At 71.2% G+C, this 12880-nt stretch carries 16 protein-coding genes; 5 read left to right on the forward strand and 11 right to left on the reverse strand.

The window, feature by feature from the left end; genetic code table 11:
- Window positions 1-96: 96 nt before the first annotated feature.
- Entirely contained in the window at window positions 97-1398 is a 1302-nt protein-coding gene (glyA, locus tag IF54_RS0106040) for a serine hydroxymethyltransferase (protein WP_030315274.1), read from the reverse strand.
- A gap of 96 nt (window positions 1399-1494) precedes the next feature.
- On the opposite strand from glyA, the gene IF54_RS0106045 reads away from it, so the two are divergent.
- Window positions 1495-2151, forward strand: coding sequence for a GntR family transcriptional regulator (locus tag IF54_RS0106045; protein WP_030315276.1), 657 nt, complete (start codon window positions 1495-1497; stop codon window positions 2149-2151).
- 22 nt (window positions 2152-2173) lie between these two features.
- Here the strand turns inward: IF54_RS0106045 and IF54_RS0106050 are convergent, their stop codons facing one another.
- The 4 genes from IF54_RS0106050 to IF54_RS0106065 all read right to left on the reverse strand — a co-directional run bounded on the left by IF54_RS0106050 (window position 2174) and on the right by IF54_RS0106065 (window position 4742).
- Complete coding sequence (locus tag IF54_RS0106050; protein WP_107047799.1) at window positions 2174-3169, reverse strand: glycoside hydrolase family 43 protein; 996 nt, start codon at window positions 3167-3169, stop codon at window positions 2174-2176.
- Between the two features lie 189 nt (window positions 3170-3358).
- Window positions 3359-3592, reverse strand: a complete 234-nt coding sequence (locus IF54_RS42020) for a hypothetical protein (RefSeq protein WP_030315282.1) — start codon at window positions 3590-3592, stop codon at window positions 3359-3361.
- A 163-nt stretch (window positions 3593-3755) separates the two neighbouring features.
- Window positions 3756-4058 (reverse strand): DUF1905 domain-containing protein, encoded by a 303-nt coding sequence (locus IF54_RS0106060; protein WP_030315284.1) that lies wholly within the window; start codon window positions 4056-4058, stop codon window positions 3756-3758.
- Between the two features lie 24 nt (window positions 4059-4082).
- On the reverse strand, window positions 4083-4742 hold the full coding sequence (locus IF54_RS0106065) for a TetR/AcrR family transcriptional regulator (RefSeq protein WP_030315287.1): 660 nt from the start codon (window positions 4740-4742) through the stop codon (window positions 4083-4085).
- Window positions 4743-4800: 58 nt separating this feature from the next.
- Between IF54_RS0106065 and IF54_RS0106070 the strand changes: the two genes are divergently transcribed.
- The 3 genes from IF54_RS0106070 (at window position 4801) to IF54_RS0106080 (ending at window position 6830) form a co-directional block, all read left to right on the forward strand.
- Window positions 4801-5478 (forward strand): class II aldolase/adducin family protein, encoded by a 678-nt coding sequence (locus IF54_RS0106070; RefSeq protein WP_030315289.1) that lies wholly within the window; start codon window positions 4801-4803, stop codon window positions 5476-5478.
- Entirely contained in the window at window positions 5475-6404 is a 930-nt protein-coding gene (locus IF54_RS0106075; RefSeq protein WP_030315291.1) for a carbohydrate kinase family protein, read from the forward strand. The genes IF54_RS0106070 and IF54_RS0106075 overlap by 4 nt, the downstream gene beginning before the upstream one ends.
- Before the next feature lie 96 nt (window positions 6405-6500).
- Window positions 6501-6830, forward strand: a complete 330-nt coding sequence (locus IF54_RS0106080) for a DUF2218 domain-containing protein (RefSeq protein ID WP_030315293.1) — start codon at window positions 6501-6503, stop codon at window positions 6828-6830.
- A 5-nt stretch (window positions 6831-6835) separates the two neighbouring features.
- Here the strand turns inward: IF54_RS0106080 and IF54_RS0106085 are convergent, their stop codons facing one another.
- Genes IF54_RS0106085 through IF54_RS0106100 form a run of 4 tightly spaced genes read right to left on the reverse strand, consistent with a single transcriptional unit; the run spans window position 6836 to window position 10849 of the window.
- Window positions 6836-7372 (reverse strand): NUDIX hydrolase family protein, encoded by a 537-nt coding sequence (locus tag IF54_RS0106085; protein ID WP_030315295.1) that lies wholly within the window; start codon window positions 7370-7372, stop codon window positions 6836-6838.
- Between the two features lie 2 nt (window positions 7373-7374).
- The gene (locus IF54_RS0106090; protein WP_051735338.1) at window positions 7375-8592 is read right to left on the reverse strand and encodes an amidohydrolase family protein; all 1218 of its coding nucleotides are present in this window, start codon (window positions 8590-8592) and stop codon (window positions 7375-7377) included.
- A gap of 1 nt (window position 8593) precedes the next feature.
- The gene (locus tag IF54_RS0106095; RefSeq protein WP_030315297.1) at window positions 8594-9997 is read right to left on the reverse strand and encodes a glutamine synthetase family protein; all 1404 of its coding nucleotides are present in this window, start codon (window positions 9995-9997) and stop codon (window positions 8594-8596) included.
- 39 nt (window positions 9998-10036) lie between these two features.
- Complete coding sequence (locus tag IF54_RS0106100; RefSeq protein WP_030315299.1) at window positions 10037-10849, reverse strand: SAM-dependent methyltransferase; 813 nt, start codon at window positions 10847-10849, stop codon at window positions 10037-10039.
- A gap of 156 nt (window positions 10850-11005) precedes the next feature.
- Here IF54_RS0106100 and IF54_RS0106105 point away from each other — a divergent pair, with 156 nt between their 5' ends.
- The gene (locus IF54_RS0106105; RefSeq protein ID WP_030315301.1) at window positions 11006-11461 is read left to right on the forward strand and encodes a potassium channel family protein; all 456 of its coding nucleotides are present in this window, start codon (window positions 11006-11008) and stop codon (window positions 11459-11461) included.
- Window positions 11462-11515: 54 nt separating this feature from the next.
- Here IF54_RS0106105 and IF54_RS0106110 read toward each other — a convergent pair whose 3' ends face one another.
- Entirely contained in the window at window positions 11516-12310 is a 795-nt protein-coding gene (locus IF54_RS0106110) for an SAM-dependent methyltransferase (RefSeq protein WP_030315303.1), read from the reverse strand.
- A 233-nt stretch (window positions 12311-12543) separates the two neighbouring features.
- Window positions 12544-12876 carry a DUF3140 domain-containing protein gene (locus tag IF54_RS0106115; protein ID WP_030315305.1) on the reverse strand — a complete coding sequence of 111 codons (333 nt, stop codon included), beginning with the start codon at window positions 12874-12876 and terminating at the stop codon, window positions 12544-12546.
- Window positions 12877-12880 lie beyond the last annotated feature (4 nt).

The following is a 12880-nucleotide window of genomic DNA, read 5'->3' on the forward strand; positions in this document are numbered from 1 at the left end:
GCAGGTCGGAGGCCGTTTTCCCATTGATGGGAAAACGGCCTTTCCCATGCCACTTCCCATGGCCCTTTTCGTGGCCCTTTACATCTCTTGGATCTCTCAGTCCCGTCGGGAGCCGTCCGTGTAGAGCGGGAACGCCGCGGCCAGCTTCTCGACCCGCGTGCGCAGCTCGTCCGCGGGGCGTTCGCCCTTCAGGCACTCCGCGATGATGTCGGCGACCTCACGGAACTCCGTCTCGCCGAAACCGCGGGTGGCCAGGGCGGGGGTGCCGATGCGCAGCCCCGAGGAGACCATGGGCGGACGTGGGTCGAACGGCACTGCGTTGCGGTTGACCGTGATGCCGATGCGGTGCAACCGGTCCTCGGCCTGCTTGCCGTCGAGCTCGGAGTTCCTCAAGTCGACCAGGATCAGGTGCACTTCGGTGCCGCCGGTCAGGACGGTGATCCCGGCTTCGGCGACATCGTCGGCGAGCAGCCGGCCGGCGAGGATCTTCGCACCCCGCAGGGTGCGCCGCTGCCGCTCCCTGAACTCCTCCGAGGCGGCCACCTTGAAGGCCACCGCCTTCGCCGCGACGACATGCTCCAGCGGTCCGCCCTGCTGCCCCGGGAAGACCGCCGAGTTGATCTTCTTGGCCAGGTCGGCCCGGCTCAGGATCACACCGCCGCGCGGACCGCCGAGGGTCTTGTGGGTGGTGGTCGTGACGACATCGGCGTACGGCACCGGGTTCGGATGCAGCCCCGCGGCCACCAGGCCGGCGAAGTGCGCCATGTCCACCATCAGATACGCGCCCACCGCGTCCGCGATCCGGCGGAACTCCGCGAAGTCCAGCTGCCGGGGGTAGGCCGACCACCCCGCGACGATCATCTTCGGCCGGTGTTCGATGGCGAGCCGTTCGACCTCGTCCATGTCGACGCGGAGATCGGACTCGCGCACGTGGTAGGGCACAGCGTCGTACAGCTTGCCCGAGTAGTTGAGGCGCATGCCGTGGGTCAGATGCCCGCCGTGGGCCAGGTCGAGCCCGAGGATGGTGTCGCCGGGCTGCAACAGGGCGAACATCGCGGCCGCGTTGGCCTGGGCGCCCGAGTGCGGCTGGACGTTGGCGGCCTCGGCGCCGAAGAGCTCCCTGACGCGGGCGATGGCCAACCGCTCGATGACATCGACGTGTTCACAGCCGCCGTAGTAGCGGCTGCCCGGGTAGCCCTCGGCGTACTTGTTGGTCAGGACCGAGCCCTGGGCCTCCATGACCGCGGCCGGGGCGAAGTTCTCCGAGGCGATCATCTCGAGGGTGGACTGCTGGCGGTGCAGCTCGGCGCCGACCGCAGCGGCGACCTCCGGGTCGAGTTCCTCGAGCGGGAGGGAGAGGGAGGCGGTGGGCGTGGTGAGCGGCGTACTCGTTGCCATCTGTGCACCATTCTGAGAGTCAACTCATGGGCAACTGATATATCAACCTGTGCGGTAAAGTATGGGAGCTTGTGGGGACCGGTCAAGGGGGCATCCATGCAGCAGGTCGCGGCCGAGGCCGAGGAGCTGTCGCTCGCCGAGCGCGCGTACCGCGCCATCCGCGACCGGCTCGTCATGCTGGAGATCCGCCCCGGAGCGCCGATCAACGAGGAGCAGCTGGGCCAGTTGCTCGGCGTCGGCCGCACGCCGGTGCGCGAGGCGCTCAAGCGGCTCCAGTACGAACGCCTGATCACGACATACCCGCGGCGCGGCACCTTCGCCACCGAGGTCAACATCACCGACCTGGCACACATCTCCGAGGTCCGCCTGGAACTGGAGCCCCTGGCCGCCGCCCGGGCCGCGCGGCGCGCCACGGCCGGCGACCGGGCGCACCTGGCGGCACTGCGAGCGGAACTGGAGGACGGAGGCCTCGGCCGGGACCCCGCCGAGCTGATGCGGCTGGACCTCCGGGTGCACCGGGCCGTCTACACCGCCACGCACAACCCGTACCTGGAGGACACCCTCGTCCGCCACGACAACCTGGCCACCCGCATCTGGTGCCTGTTCGTGGACCGGCTGTCCGGCATGGCGGGACATGTCGAGGAGCACGGCCCGCTGATCGGGGCGATCGTGGCCGGGGACGCCGACCGCGCGGCACAGCTCGCCCGCAGCCATGTGGAGGGCTTCGAGCGGGCCGTGCGCGAGGCCATCTGAATCCGGCCCGTCCGCACCCGCCTCAGACGCCGGCCCCGTCGCCGTCGAGGTCGGTGCACTGCCGCACCACCCGCAGCTCGTCGCCCTCGAAGCGCATCTCGTACAGCTTCCCGCGCGCGTTCTCGAAGGGGCGGTGCAGGATCATCATCAGCCGTCCGTCGAAGGCCCGGAACAGCATGCCGTGCCCGCTGTCGTCCCGGACCAGCGGCCGCCGTTGCTCCCAAGGCCCTTGCAGCTCACCGGACTTGGAGACGGCGTAGGTCTGCACGTAAGCACCGCTGACGGTGCCGTCCGCACCCGCCGTGTTCTTCTCGTACGTGGACCAGAGCATGAGGAGGCCGCCGTCGGGGGTGCGATGGAGTTGGGGGCCGTCGGTGACGTAGGGCGCGAGCTGGTGCGGTACGCCCGCGGGGATCTGCTCACCGAGCCAGGACGCGTCCGAGCCCTTGAACAGGAAGACGGGGTCACCGATCGTCGTGGTGAGATCCGGAGCCAACCGGACGGCCTCCATGGTCCCGTCCACGGTCTGGAGCCACTCGTGCGCGTACACCATCCAGGGCTGCCCGGCCGGATCGACGTGGAGCGTGCCGTCGAGGGTCATGAGGTGCGCGGGCGGGGTGGGTCCGGTCGGGTCGACGACGGTGAAGGGGCCCAGCAGCGAGTCGGACACGGCGGTGACCGTCCCGCGTGCGTGGTTCGGCAGCTGGAAAGGCGTGCCCCACCGCCCGGCCGGCGGCACCGGCAGCGGTCGGCTCTCGTCGTGCAGGGTGGTGAACAGGTAGTAACGGCCGCCCCAGGCGTGCACCTCCGGCGCCCATCCGCCCTCCCGCGCCCAGAGCCCCTCCTGCTCGTCGGTCCGGAACACCACCACAGGCCGCGTCCACTCGCGCAGATCACGACTGCGGTAGACCATCGTCCCGACCCCCTCCACCCCCGACACCGACGGCTCGTTGGAGGTGAAGAGGTAGTACGTCCGCGTCCCCTCGTGGGCGACGACGAACGGATCGTGCAACGGCATGTCGGGCAGCCACAGGGGCTCGGTGTCGGTCACGGTCGCACGATACGTGGGTGTCGTGATCAGCCGGCCGAGAGGCTTGGGGTGGTCGCGCATGCGGTTCCCCCAGTGCATGCAGAGCCCCTGGCCGTCGTCCGTACCTGGTCCGGTCCGTACGACAGCGGGGCTCCGCGGCCCGTCACCCTGTGGCTTTCACCGGGGCAGACCCGGGTGAGACGGACCGCCACCGTCTCGCCGACCGTCACCTGCCGGCCGTAGTCCGGGCTGCTCGAAGGCGGCGTCGAGCTTCTTGACGTAGCCCTGGGGGCCGAACTCCACCGCGGAGACGGTGCAGGTGCCGGTCAGCTGGTTGCAGCCGCGGCCGTTGCCGCTGAGGTCCAGGGTCCACCAGTCGCCGTTCGCTCCGTCGACGGAGAGGGTGACCACCCCGTGAGTGTTCCCCCTGGTGAGATGACATGGGCCTCGTTCACCGACCCCGTGGTCACACGCATGCGTTCGCACACTTGTGCGTGTATTGCCGTCGGCGAGGCGAGCCTGTCAACCAGGGCGCTGTGCGACAACTGTGCTTCAGGTGTGATGAGTTGAGGTTTCAGCCAACCGGGCGCTGGAGGCGGACCGTCATCTCCACCCGTACGTCGTCCCCCGCGTCGAGTCCCTCCGGCTTGCGTACGGCGTTCTTGAGGGGGAGCAGGTAGCCGCCGTCCTTCGGGAAGAGCGAGGTCGTGAAGGTGGTCTCGCCGATGTGGGCCTCGACCGGGATCACGCCCCAGCCGTACGTGGCCGCCCTCGCCACCTCGCCGATGTCGGCGGACTCCTGGTCGGGCACCGGGACGAAGTAGTAGGGGGCCGGGCCGCGCCATTCGATCACCCGGCCGGTGAAGGTGAGCCGCATGGGTCCCCCGTCGGTTCGAAGACGTCAGGAGACGTTGTACCGCGCCGCGACGTCCGTGAGGTAACCCCGCAGCAGGATCTTCGCCTCTTCCAGCAGTGCCGCGTCCCCCTTGACGTCCCGGCGGAACGCCTCCTGCGCGAGGGCGTCGGCGGCGAGTACGGCCGCGTGGCAGACGCGGGCCAGGGTGTCGTCGTCCTCGGCGAGACGCAGGGTGAGCAGGATGCGGCGGATCCCGTCGGCCATCCGGCGCTTGTGCTCCCGGTCCGCGGCCCGGGTCCGCTCGGTCAGTCCGCTGCCGAACCACAGGGCGCGGAAGCCGTGCTCGGTGCGGTAGATCTCCGCGTACGCGTCGATGAGGACGCCGACCGGGTCCTCCCAGCGCTCGGTGGCCGCGGCCGAAGCGAGCGCGTCCATCGCCGCTTCCAGCTTCGCGAAGTAACCGGCCGCCAGCGCCTCGATGATCGCACCGCGGTCGGGCAGGTACTGGTACAGCGAGCCGACCGACACCCGCGCCTCGGACGCGATCCGGGTCGTGGTGAGCGCCTCCACGCCCTCCTCGACCAGGATGCGCTCCGCGGCGTCCAGCACCCTGGCCAGCCGGGCCCGGCTGCGGGCCTGCTGGGGGGTGCGGCGCAGGGAGGCGATCCAGGCGGCGGGGTCGGCGCCCGGGGCGGACTCGGCCACGGGACCACCTCCGAACGTGAACGTGACTTTGTTTCACGTTTAGGTTAGCGTCGCGCGCATGACCGACTCAAGCCCGGTGCTGAGCGAGGAACGGGTCGCCGTGGCGGCCGCCTGTCGCCGTCTGGGGGCCGAGGGCCTGCTCATCGGTACGGCCGGCAACGTCAGCGTGCGGGTCGAGGACCGGGTCGCCATCACCGCGACCGGAGCCGTCCTCGCCGAGCTCACCCCGGAGCAGGTGACCGTCGTGGACCTCGACGGCGAGATCGTGGCCGGAGACCTGCTGCCCACCTCGGAGCTCGACCTCCACCTCGGTGTCTACCGGCGCTACGGCACCACGGCCGTCGTGCACACCCACGCCCCGATGGCCACCGCCCTCTCCCTCGTCCTCGACGAACTGCCCTGCATCCACTACCAGTTGCTCGCGCTCGGCGGCACCGTCCGGGTCGCGCCCTACGCCACCTTCGGCACCCCGGAACTCGCCGAGTCGGTCCTCACCGCGCTGGAGGGGAGAGGTGCCGCCCTGATGGCCAACCACGGTGCCGTCACCCATGCCCCGACCCTCGACAAGGCCGTCGAGCACGCGCTGCTCCTCGAATGGGCCTGCGGTGTGTACCAGCGCGCGGCCGTCCTCGGGACGCCGCGCGCCCTCGACGAACAGCAGCAGATCGCGGTGATCGAGGCCGCCCTCGCCCGCAACTACGGCACCACGCAATCCGCTCAGGAGGGGAACAGATGAACGTCGTCACCATGGGTGTGCACGTACTGGACGTGCTGGTCCGGCCGGTCGAGGAGATACCCGAGGGGCAGGGCGCGACCCTGGTCGAGGACATCCGGATGACCGCCGCCGGCACGGCGGCCGGCACCGCCCTCACCCTCGCCAAGCTGGGCGCCTCGGTCCGCACCACCGGAGCGATCGGCACCGACCCCACGGGCGACCTGCTGATCCAGCTGCTGCGGAAGGCGGGCATCGACACCGAACTGCTGGTGCGGCGCCGGGACACCGCCACCTCCGCGAGCGTCCTGCCGATCCGCCCCAACGGCGACCGCCCCTCCCTCCACCTGCTCGGCGCCAACATCACCTACGGCCTCGACGACATCCCCTGGGACGCGGTCGCCGAAGCTAGCCATCTGCACCTCGGCGGACCCGAACTCATCGGCGCCGACGTCGCCGTCCGCGTCCTGGCACACGCCAAGGACCACGGCGTCGTCACCTCGGTCGACCTCCTCGCCCCGGGCTACCTCGGCACCTTCGACCAGATCGAGCCGCTGCTCCCGTACATCGACTTCCTGCTCCCCAACGACGACCAGGTCGTCGGCTTCAGCGAGGAGGAGGACCTCGTCACCGGCGCCAGGAAGTTCCTGGCCGGCGGGGTGGGCCTGGTCGCGGTCACCCGCGGCGGCGAAGGCGCCCTCCTGGTCACGGCCGAGGACACCGAGACGATCCCCGCCTTCGAGGTCGAGGTCGTCGACACCACCGGCTGCGGCGACGCCTTCTCCGCGGGCTTCCTGCGCGGGGTGAGCCTGGGCCGTACGCCCCGCGAGGCGGCCGTCCTCGGCAGTGCCGCCGCCGCGCTCGTCGCCCAGGGACTGGGCAGCGACCACGGGGAGTTCGACCTCGCGGAGGCCGACGAGTTCGCCATGACGAGCAAGATCCGCGCCTAGTCGGCACGGTGGGGAGGAGCGCGGAATGGGCGTGCGGCGCCCGGTGTTGCCGCAGCATCGAGTTCCGTCCGCACCGCCGCACTCCCGGGAGTACCCATGCCCCGCTCCGAAGCCCGCGTCGCCACCGACCGCCCGCACCGCTACGCCAAGCAGCTCGCCTCACATCTCGGGCGTCGCTCCACGACCAGCTGGGACGAGGAGAGCGGTGAGGGCAGCCTGCTCTTCCAGAACGGAGGCAGGGGCTCCCTCACCGCAACCGAGGGCGCGCTGCTGCTGACGCTGGAGACGGAGTCCGAGCACCTCGACCTCCTGGAGGGGGTGGTCGGCAGCCACCTGGTCCGCTTCGGCACCAAGGACGAACTCGTCGTCGCCTGGACACGGGACGGCGGCGAGCCGGGCACCACCCAGCGCAAGGAATCCGACTGAGCGGGTCAGATCACGCAGCCGACATGGGCCAGCGCCTGCTTGAGCAGCACTCCGTGCCCGCCGGGCATCTCGCTCTCCACCGCCGGTGACAAGGCCTCCTGCGGGCTGAACCACACCAGGTCCAGGGCGTCCTGGCGAGGTCGGCAGTCACCGGTCACCGGAACGACGTAGGCGAGGGACACCGCGTGCTGGCGCGGGTCGTGGTACGGCGTGACCCCGTGAGTCGGGAAGTACTCCGCCACCGTGAACGGCTGGAGCGAGGAGGGAATCCGGGGCAGCGCCACGGGCCCCAGGTCCTTCTCCAGGTGGCGCAGCAGGGCGTCCCGGACCCGCTCGTGGTGCAGAACGCGGCCGGAGACCAGGGTCCGGCTGACCGTTCCGTCGGGTCCGATGCGCAGCAGCAGGCCGACGCTGGTGACTTCGCCGCTGTCGTCGACGCGCACGGGCACCGCCTCGACGTACAGGATGGGCATCCGGGCGCGCGCCTGCTCGAGGTCGTCGGCGCTCAGCCAGCCGGGCGTGGTATCGGTCAAGTCAGACATTGCTAGATCATACTTTCCGGGGACGGCGGGCGCTCAGGCGCGCCCGCCTGGTGGGACGGGGGCGGGGCAGGAAGTCCATAGAGGCGACGGGCGTTGTCCCCGCTCGTCCAGGCCGCGAGGCGCACCGCGTCCGGCAGGCTCAGCTCGTCGGCGTCCACCCGCTCCTGGAGCAGCGCGCCCAGCCCCTGCCGGAAGGACAGCGCGCCGAGCAGATGGAACTCGGCCAGTCCGTACGCGTCCGAGCTGTACAGGAGCTTGCGGAACGGGGTGATCTCCAGCGCCTCCGCCAGGATCGCCCGAGACCGCGCCGGGCCGACATGGTGGAGGGTGAGACCGACGTCCAGGTACACCTGCTCGAACACCGCGGCGAGATAGGCGGCCTGCCGCTGGTACGGCCAGCAGTGCAGCAGCAGGACCGGTACGGTGCCCGCGGTCAGGTGCAGCCAGTCCGTGAGCAGGGTCGGGTCGACGCGGTGCATCCGGATGTCGCTGTCGCCGAACCCGGTGTGCAGCTGGAGCGGCAGGCCCAGGTCCACGGCGGTCCACAGCAGATGCCGTACGAGCACCGGATCGGCGAGTCGGCCACCGCGGGCCAGCCAGTCCCCGGCCGCGCGGGTGACCTCCTGCTCGGTGGGCCGGGCCGGGTCCAGGGCGAAGCCGGTGCGGTAGGCGGCGACCGACTTCACGGCCACCACACCGGGCCGTCCCACCGCCTCCAGGGCCGCCGCGCGGAACACGTCGGCGTACGACCGTGCCGTCACGCCCCGCGCCGCGACCGCCTCGGCGACGCTCTCCAGCCGGACGACCTCGTACGCCGTCCCGCCCGCCGCCTCCGCCAGCTGAGCCGGGGTGCTGAGACGTTCCGGCAGATATCCGGTGTCCACACAGAGGACGTCCGTGCCCGCGGCGGCCAGGAAGCGGCGGTCGACCTCCTGCACCCCGAGTTCGGCGCGCCGGGCCAGGTAGTCCTCGGGCGAGGCGTGGCGGGGCAGGTCCAGTACGGGCGCGCAGTGACGGCGGACCGCCACGCCGACCGGGCTGTCGAACGGGGAGATCCCGGGCCAGGCCGCGCCCTCGGTGAGCAGCGACTCGAAACCCTGGCGGTCGAGAGGGTCGGTGACGACCCCGTGGCAGTGGTGGTCCACGAGACGGGCGGCGGCGAGGGCCTCGTGGACGGGATGCGTGCCCGGACCCGGGGTGTGCTGGGGACGTCCGCTCATCTCAGTACTTCCAGCGGTACGCCGCCGCGATCTGTTCGTCGTCCAGGTCGGCCACGGCATCGCTCTCCCCGAAGCGCACGGCGACCACGGCGTCGGCGAGGGCCGGGCCGAGCGCGGCCCGCAGCCGTTCGTCGGCGCGGAACGCCCGTACCGCCTGGGACAGCGAGGTCGGCAGCCGGCGTACGCCCGCCGCGGCGGCCTGGTCGGCGGGGAGCAGGGCCGGATCGCCGGTGACCTCCCGGGGCAGCGGCATGGCCGAGGCCAGTCCGTCGAGACCGGCGGCGATCAGGCCGGTGAAGGCGAGATACGGGTTGGCGGCCAGGTCGACCGGCTTCAGCTCCAGGTTCGCGGACCGGTCGGTCAGGCCCGCCGTGCCGGTGACGATCCGGACGGCCGCCTCCCGGGTCTCCCGGCCCCAGACGCTGAACACGCCCGCCCACTGGGACGGTTTGAGCCGCAGATAGCTGGCGGGGCTCGGCGCGGTCAGGGCGGTGAGGGCGTGCAGATGGGCGAGCACACCCGCGATGAACGACTCCGCGTCCGCGGTCATGCCGTAGCGGCCCGTGCCGCCGGAGTGCAGGTTCACGCCGTCGCGCCAGGCGGAGAGGTGGAGATGGCCGCCGTTGCCGACGCCTTCCGCGAACACCGCCGGGGCGAAAGAGACGACGAGCCCGTGGCGTTGGGCCACCGCCCGGATCGTCTGGCGGACCAGCACACTGACGTCGGCCGCCGCCACCGGGTCCAGCGCGCTCGTCGAGATCTCGAACTGCCCGGCCGCGTACTCGGGATGGAGCTGCTCCACCTCGATGCCCTGCTGGGCGCAGGCCGCCAGCAGGTCGGCGGTGTAGTCGCCGAGTTCGACCTGCCGGACGGCGCCGTACGCCGGGCCCCACGCGGCGGGCTTGAAGTCACCGTCGGCCACCGGGCCCTGGCCCACCGCCCACTCGATCTCGACGCCCGCCCTGAAGGTGATCCGGTGCCGCTCGGCGGCCTCGGTGACGATCCGCCGCAGCACCGTGCGGGAGCAGCCCGGATGCGGCTCGCCCTCCTGGGTGATCCGGTCGACCGGCGCCCAGGCCCAGCCGGGCTGCCCGGCCAGGGCCACCAGCCGGTCGAGGTCGGGGTAGAGGCGCAGATCGCCGTCGGGGGAGCCCAGGGTGTCGGTGGTGACGATGGAGTCGTTCGCCAGGAAGGTGTCGAACACCGGTGACATGCCCACGCCCCAGGCCGCCGCGGCGGGCAGCTTGGCCGTCGGCACGGTCTTCACCCGGCAGACGCCCGCCGTGTCGACGTAGGCGAGGACCACACCGTGCACACCCTTCTTGGTGAGCTCCTCGCCCAGGACGGTCGCCCGGTCGACATCACCGGGACGTCCGCCGGGGACGGGGTCGGCAAGGGTGGTCATACGTCCTCCACGACGGGCTCGGCCGGATCGGATCCCGCGTCAGGGTTTCACGGCCACCGCGCCGTACTGCGGTACCACGGCCGGGGAGTCCGAGTCGGCACGCCACTGGGAGCACGAGACCAGGCCCGGTTCGAGCAGTTGAAGGCCCTCGAAGAAGGAGGCGATGTCCGCTCCGCTGCGGGCGGTGATCGGCGGAGTGGCGTTCTCGTTCCAGAACTTCATGGCCGGGATCTGGCCCTCGCCGCCCAGTTCGGGGTCGAACGTCGGGTGCGTCAGGGCGAGATGGCTGCCCGAGGGCAGCGCGGCCATGACCTCGCGGGCGATCCGGCGGGCCTCGTCGGTGTCGAGGACGAAGTTGAGGATGCCGAGCATCATCACCGCGACCGGCTTGCTGAAGTCCAGGGTCCGGGAAGCGCGTTCCAGGATGGTCGCCGGGTCGTGGACGTCGGCGTCGATGTAGTCGGTGACGCCCTCGTGGGTGCTGGTCAGCAGGGTGCGGGCGTGGACCAGCACGATGGGGTCGTTGTCGACGTAGACGATCCGCGCGTCGGGCGCGATGCGCTGCGCGATCTGGTGGGTGTTGTCCACGGTCGGCAGCCCGGTGCCGATGTCGAGGAACTGCCGGATGCCCTGCTCCTCGGCGAGGAAGCGCACCGAGCGGCCCAGGAACCAGCGGTCCGCGCGGGCGATCTCGCGGATGATCGGGAACATCCCGGCGACATGGTCGCCGACATGCTGGTCGACCTCGTAGTTGTCCTTGCCGCCGATCCAGTAGTTCCACACGCGCGCGTTGTGCGCCACACCTGTGTTCAGCCTCGCCGATACGCCCGACGGGGTGTGGCTCTCGCTCACGACAGTGCTCCTTCTCGTGCGGCCGTTGCCGCCATTGTGCCGCCCGATGATCAGCTTGTCCCGGAAACCGCGACCTGAACGCCCCGTCCGGGATGCTCCCTGATCCGCCGGCGGCGACACTGGCCGGGTACGGACCCCCCGGCGCGAGGAGTGCGCATGCTGCCCGGCTTCCTCACCAGGGCGTTCGGGGTGCTGCTCGGCCGGGAGGGACGCTCGCTCCATCTGAAGGCGGCGGGCGGTGCCACGGCCGTCCTGCTCCTCGTGATGCTCCTCGGCTCCTGGGCGGTCGTCGCCGCCGAGGAGGGGGCGCGGGGCGCCAATCTGACCTCGTACCCGAAGGCCCTGTGGTGGTCGGTCGAGACGGCGACCACCGTCGGATACGGCGACTTCTTCCCGGTGACCTGGTGGGGCCGGGTCACCGGCACGGTCGTCATGGTCGTGGGGATCACGACCTACGGCATGGTCACCGCGGCCCTCGCGACCTGGTTCGTGGCACGGGAGCAGAAGCGGCGGCACGGCCCCCACCAGCTCGGCGCGGAGACCCTGCACGCCGTCCACGAGCGCTTCGACCGGCTGGAGGAACTGCTGGGAGCGGCGAGGAGGAAGGACTGACCCGGACCCGGTCGGAGGAGGGCCGGCGCTTGAAGCCGTCAGCGCTTGATGCCGTCAGCGCTTGATGCCGACCGCCCCGTACAGCGACACCGGCTCGCCGTCCTCCCGCTCGTCCGGGCGCCACTGCGACAGGGACACGATCCCCGGCTCCAGCACCTCGAGTCCCTTGAAGAGACGGCTCATTTCGTCGTGCGTGCGCGCCACCAGGGTCACGCCCTTCGCCGTGTACGCCGCGATGCCCGCGTTCACCTTCTCCGGCTCGAAGTCCGCGGTCATCGCGGACAGCACCAGACAACTGCCCGGCGCCAGTGCGTCGACCAGCGTGGCCACCAGTTCCTCGGCGCCGTTCTCGGCGGAGACGAAGTGCAGCAGCGCGATCAGCGACAGCGCGACCGGCTGGTCGAAGTCGATCACGGCCGAGGCCCCTTGGAGGATCCGCTCCGGCTCCCGGGCGTCGGCCTGGATGTAGTGCGTCGCCCCCTCCGGCGTGCCGTGCAGCAGGGCCGCCGCGTGGGCCAGGACGATCGGGTCGTTGTCGACGTACACGATCCGTGCGTCCGGCACGGCGGACTGGGCGATCTGGTGCAGGTTGGGCTCGGTGGGGATGCCGGAGCCGATGTCGAGGAACTGCCGGATCCCCGCCTCCCGTACGACGACCCGGGTGGCCCGCTCCATGAACCGGCGGTTGGCACGCGCCTGCCGGGGGGCGTCGCCCTGGGCGGTGATCTGCCGTCCGAGTTCCTCGTCGACGGGGTAGTTGTCCTTGCCGCCGAGGAACCAGTCGTACACCCGGGCCGGATGCGGCCTGCTCGTGTCGATCCGCCGTCGGGCCGACTCGGTCCCGGTCACACACAGCTCCTCTGCTCGACAGGATGTGCGAGCAGTGTGCCACGACGACCCGGCTGCTCGGGACCGACTTCGGTCATGTCGGCGCCGATCACCGGATGCGTCAACCCGGCTGCTGGAACGGTGGGTTGGAGTTCGCCTGCGGATACGCACACGCGCCCGTGGGCGCCGTCGGGAGTTCCCGTACGGCGCGCACGGGCGCGTGTGCGCGGTTCTTCACCGCGTCCGTGGGGGCGTCACGACCTGAGGGGATCGTGTCCCACGGACATCAGCCGGTGCCTGCGCGGGCTGTCTTCGGCCACGGGCTCGTTCTCCACGTCGACCTCGGCCTCGACGGTCTCCACGACCTGGTACATCACCTCAAGGTCTTCGTCGGTCAGGTCCGTCCGCCGCTTCTGGAGGATCGCCAGGACATGCTGCCCGGTCGGCTCGCCGGCGTGCTCCGGCAGCGGTTCCGAGGACTCGACGGCGTCGCTCACCCGCAACCAGGCGGCGAGTTCCTGCGAGGTCATGTTCACCACGCGGTGGAAGTCCTCCCACAGCGCTTCGAGTTCGAGGGCGTCGGTCATCGCG

Origin of the sequence: Streptomyces sp. NRRL B-3229, assembly GCF_000719505.1 — a bacterium.
In the GTDB taxonomy this organism is placed as follows: Bacteria; Actinomycetota; Actinomycetes; order Streptomycetales; family Streptomycetaceae; genus Streptomyces; species Streptomyces griseorubiginosus.

What these genes read in the sequence shown, in the direction of transcription:
- glyA (WP_030315274.1), bottom strand. Translation starts at nt 1,398, where the DNA reads ATGGCAACGAGTACGCCGCTCACCACGCCCACCGCCTCCCTCTCCCTC.
- IF54_RS0106045 (WP_030315276.1), top strand. Translation starts at nt 1,495, where the DNA reads ATGCAGCAGGTCGCGGCCGAGGCCGAGGAGCTGTCGCTCGCCGAGCGC.
- IF54_RS0106050 (WP_107047799.1), bottom strand. Translation starts at nt 3,169, where the DNA reads ATGCCGTTGCACGATCCGTTCGTCGTCGCCCACGAGGGGACGCGGACG.
- IF54_RS0106060 (WP_030315284.1), bottom strand. Translation starts at nt 4,058, where the DNA reads ATGCGGCTCACCTTCACCGGCCGGGTGATCGAATGGCGCGGCCCGGCC.
- IF54_RS0106070 (WP_030315289.1), top strand. Translation starts at nt 4,801, where the DNA reads ATGACCGACTCAAGCCCGGTGCTGAGCGAGGAACGGGTCGCCGTGGCG.
- IF54_RS0106075 (WP_030315291.1), top strand. Translation starts at nt 5,475, where the DNA reads ATGAACGTCGTCACCATGGGTGTGCACGTACTGGACGTGCTGGTCCGG.
- IF54_RS0106080 (WP_030315293.1), top strand. Translation starts at nt 6,501, where the DNA reads ATGCCCCGCTCCGAAGCCCGCGTCGCCACCGACCGCCCGCACCGCTAC.
- IF54_RS0106085 (WP_030315295.1), bottom strand. Translation starts at nt 7,372, where the DNA reads ATGTCTGACTTGACCGATACCACGCCCGGCTGGCTGAGCGCCGACGAC.
- IF54_RS0106090 (WP_051735338.1), bottom strand. Translation starts at nt 8,592, where the DNA reads ATGAGCGGACGTCCCCAGCACACCCCGGGTCCGGGCACGCATCCCGTC.
- IF54_RS0106095 (WP_030315297.1), bottom strand. Translation starts at nt 9,997, where the DNA reads ATGACCACCCTTGCCGACCCCGTCCCCGGCGGACGTCCCGGTGATGTC.
- IF54_RS0106105 (WP_030315301.1), top strand. Translation starts at nt 11,006, where the DNA reads ATGCTGCCCGGCTTCCTCACCAGGGCGTTCGGGGTGCTGCTCGGCCGG.
- IF54_RS0106115 (WP_030315305.1), bottom strand. Translation starts at nt 12,876, where the DNA reads ATGACCGACGCCCTCGAACTCGAAGCGCTGTGGGAGGACTTCCACCGC.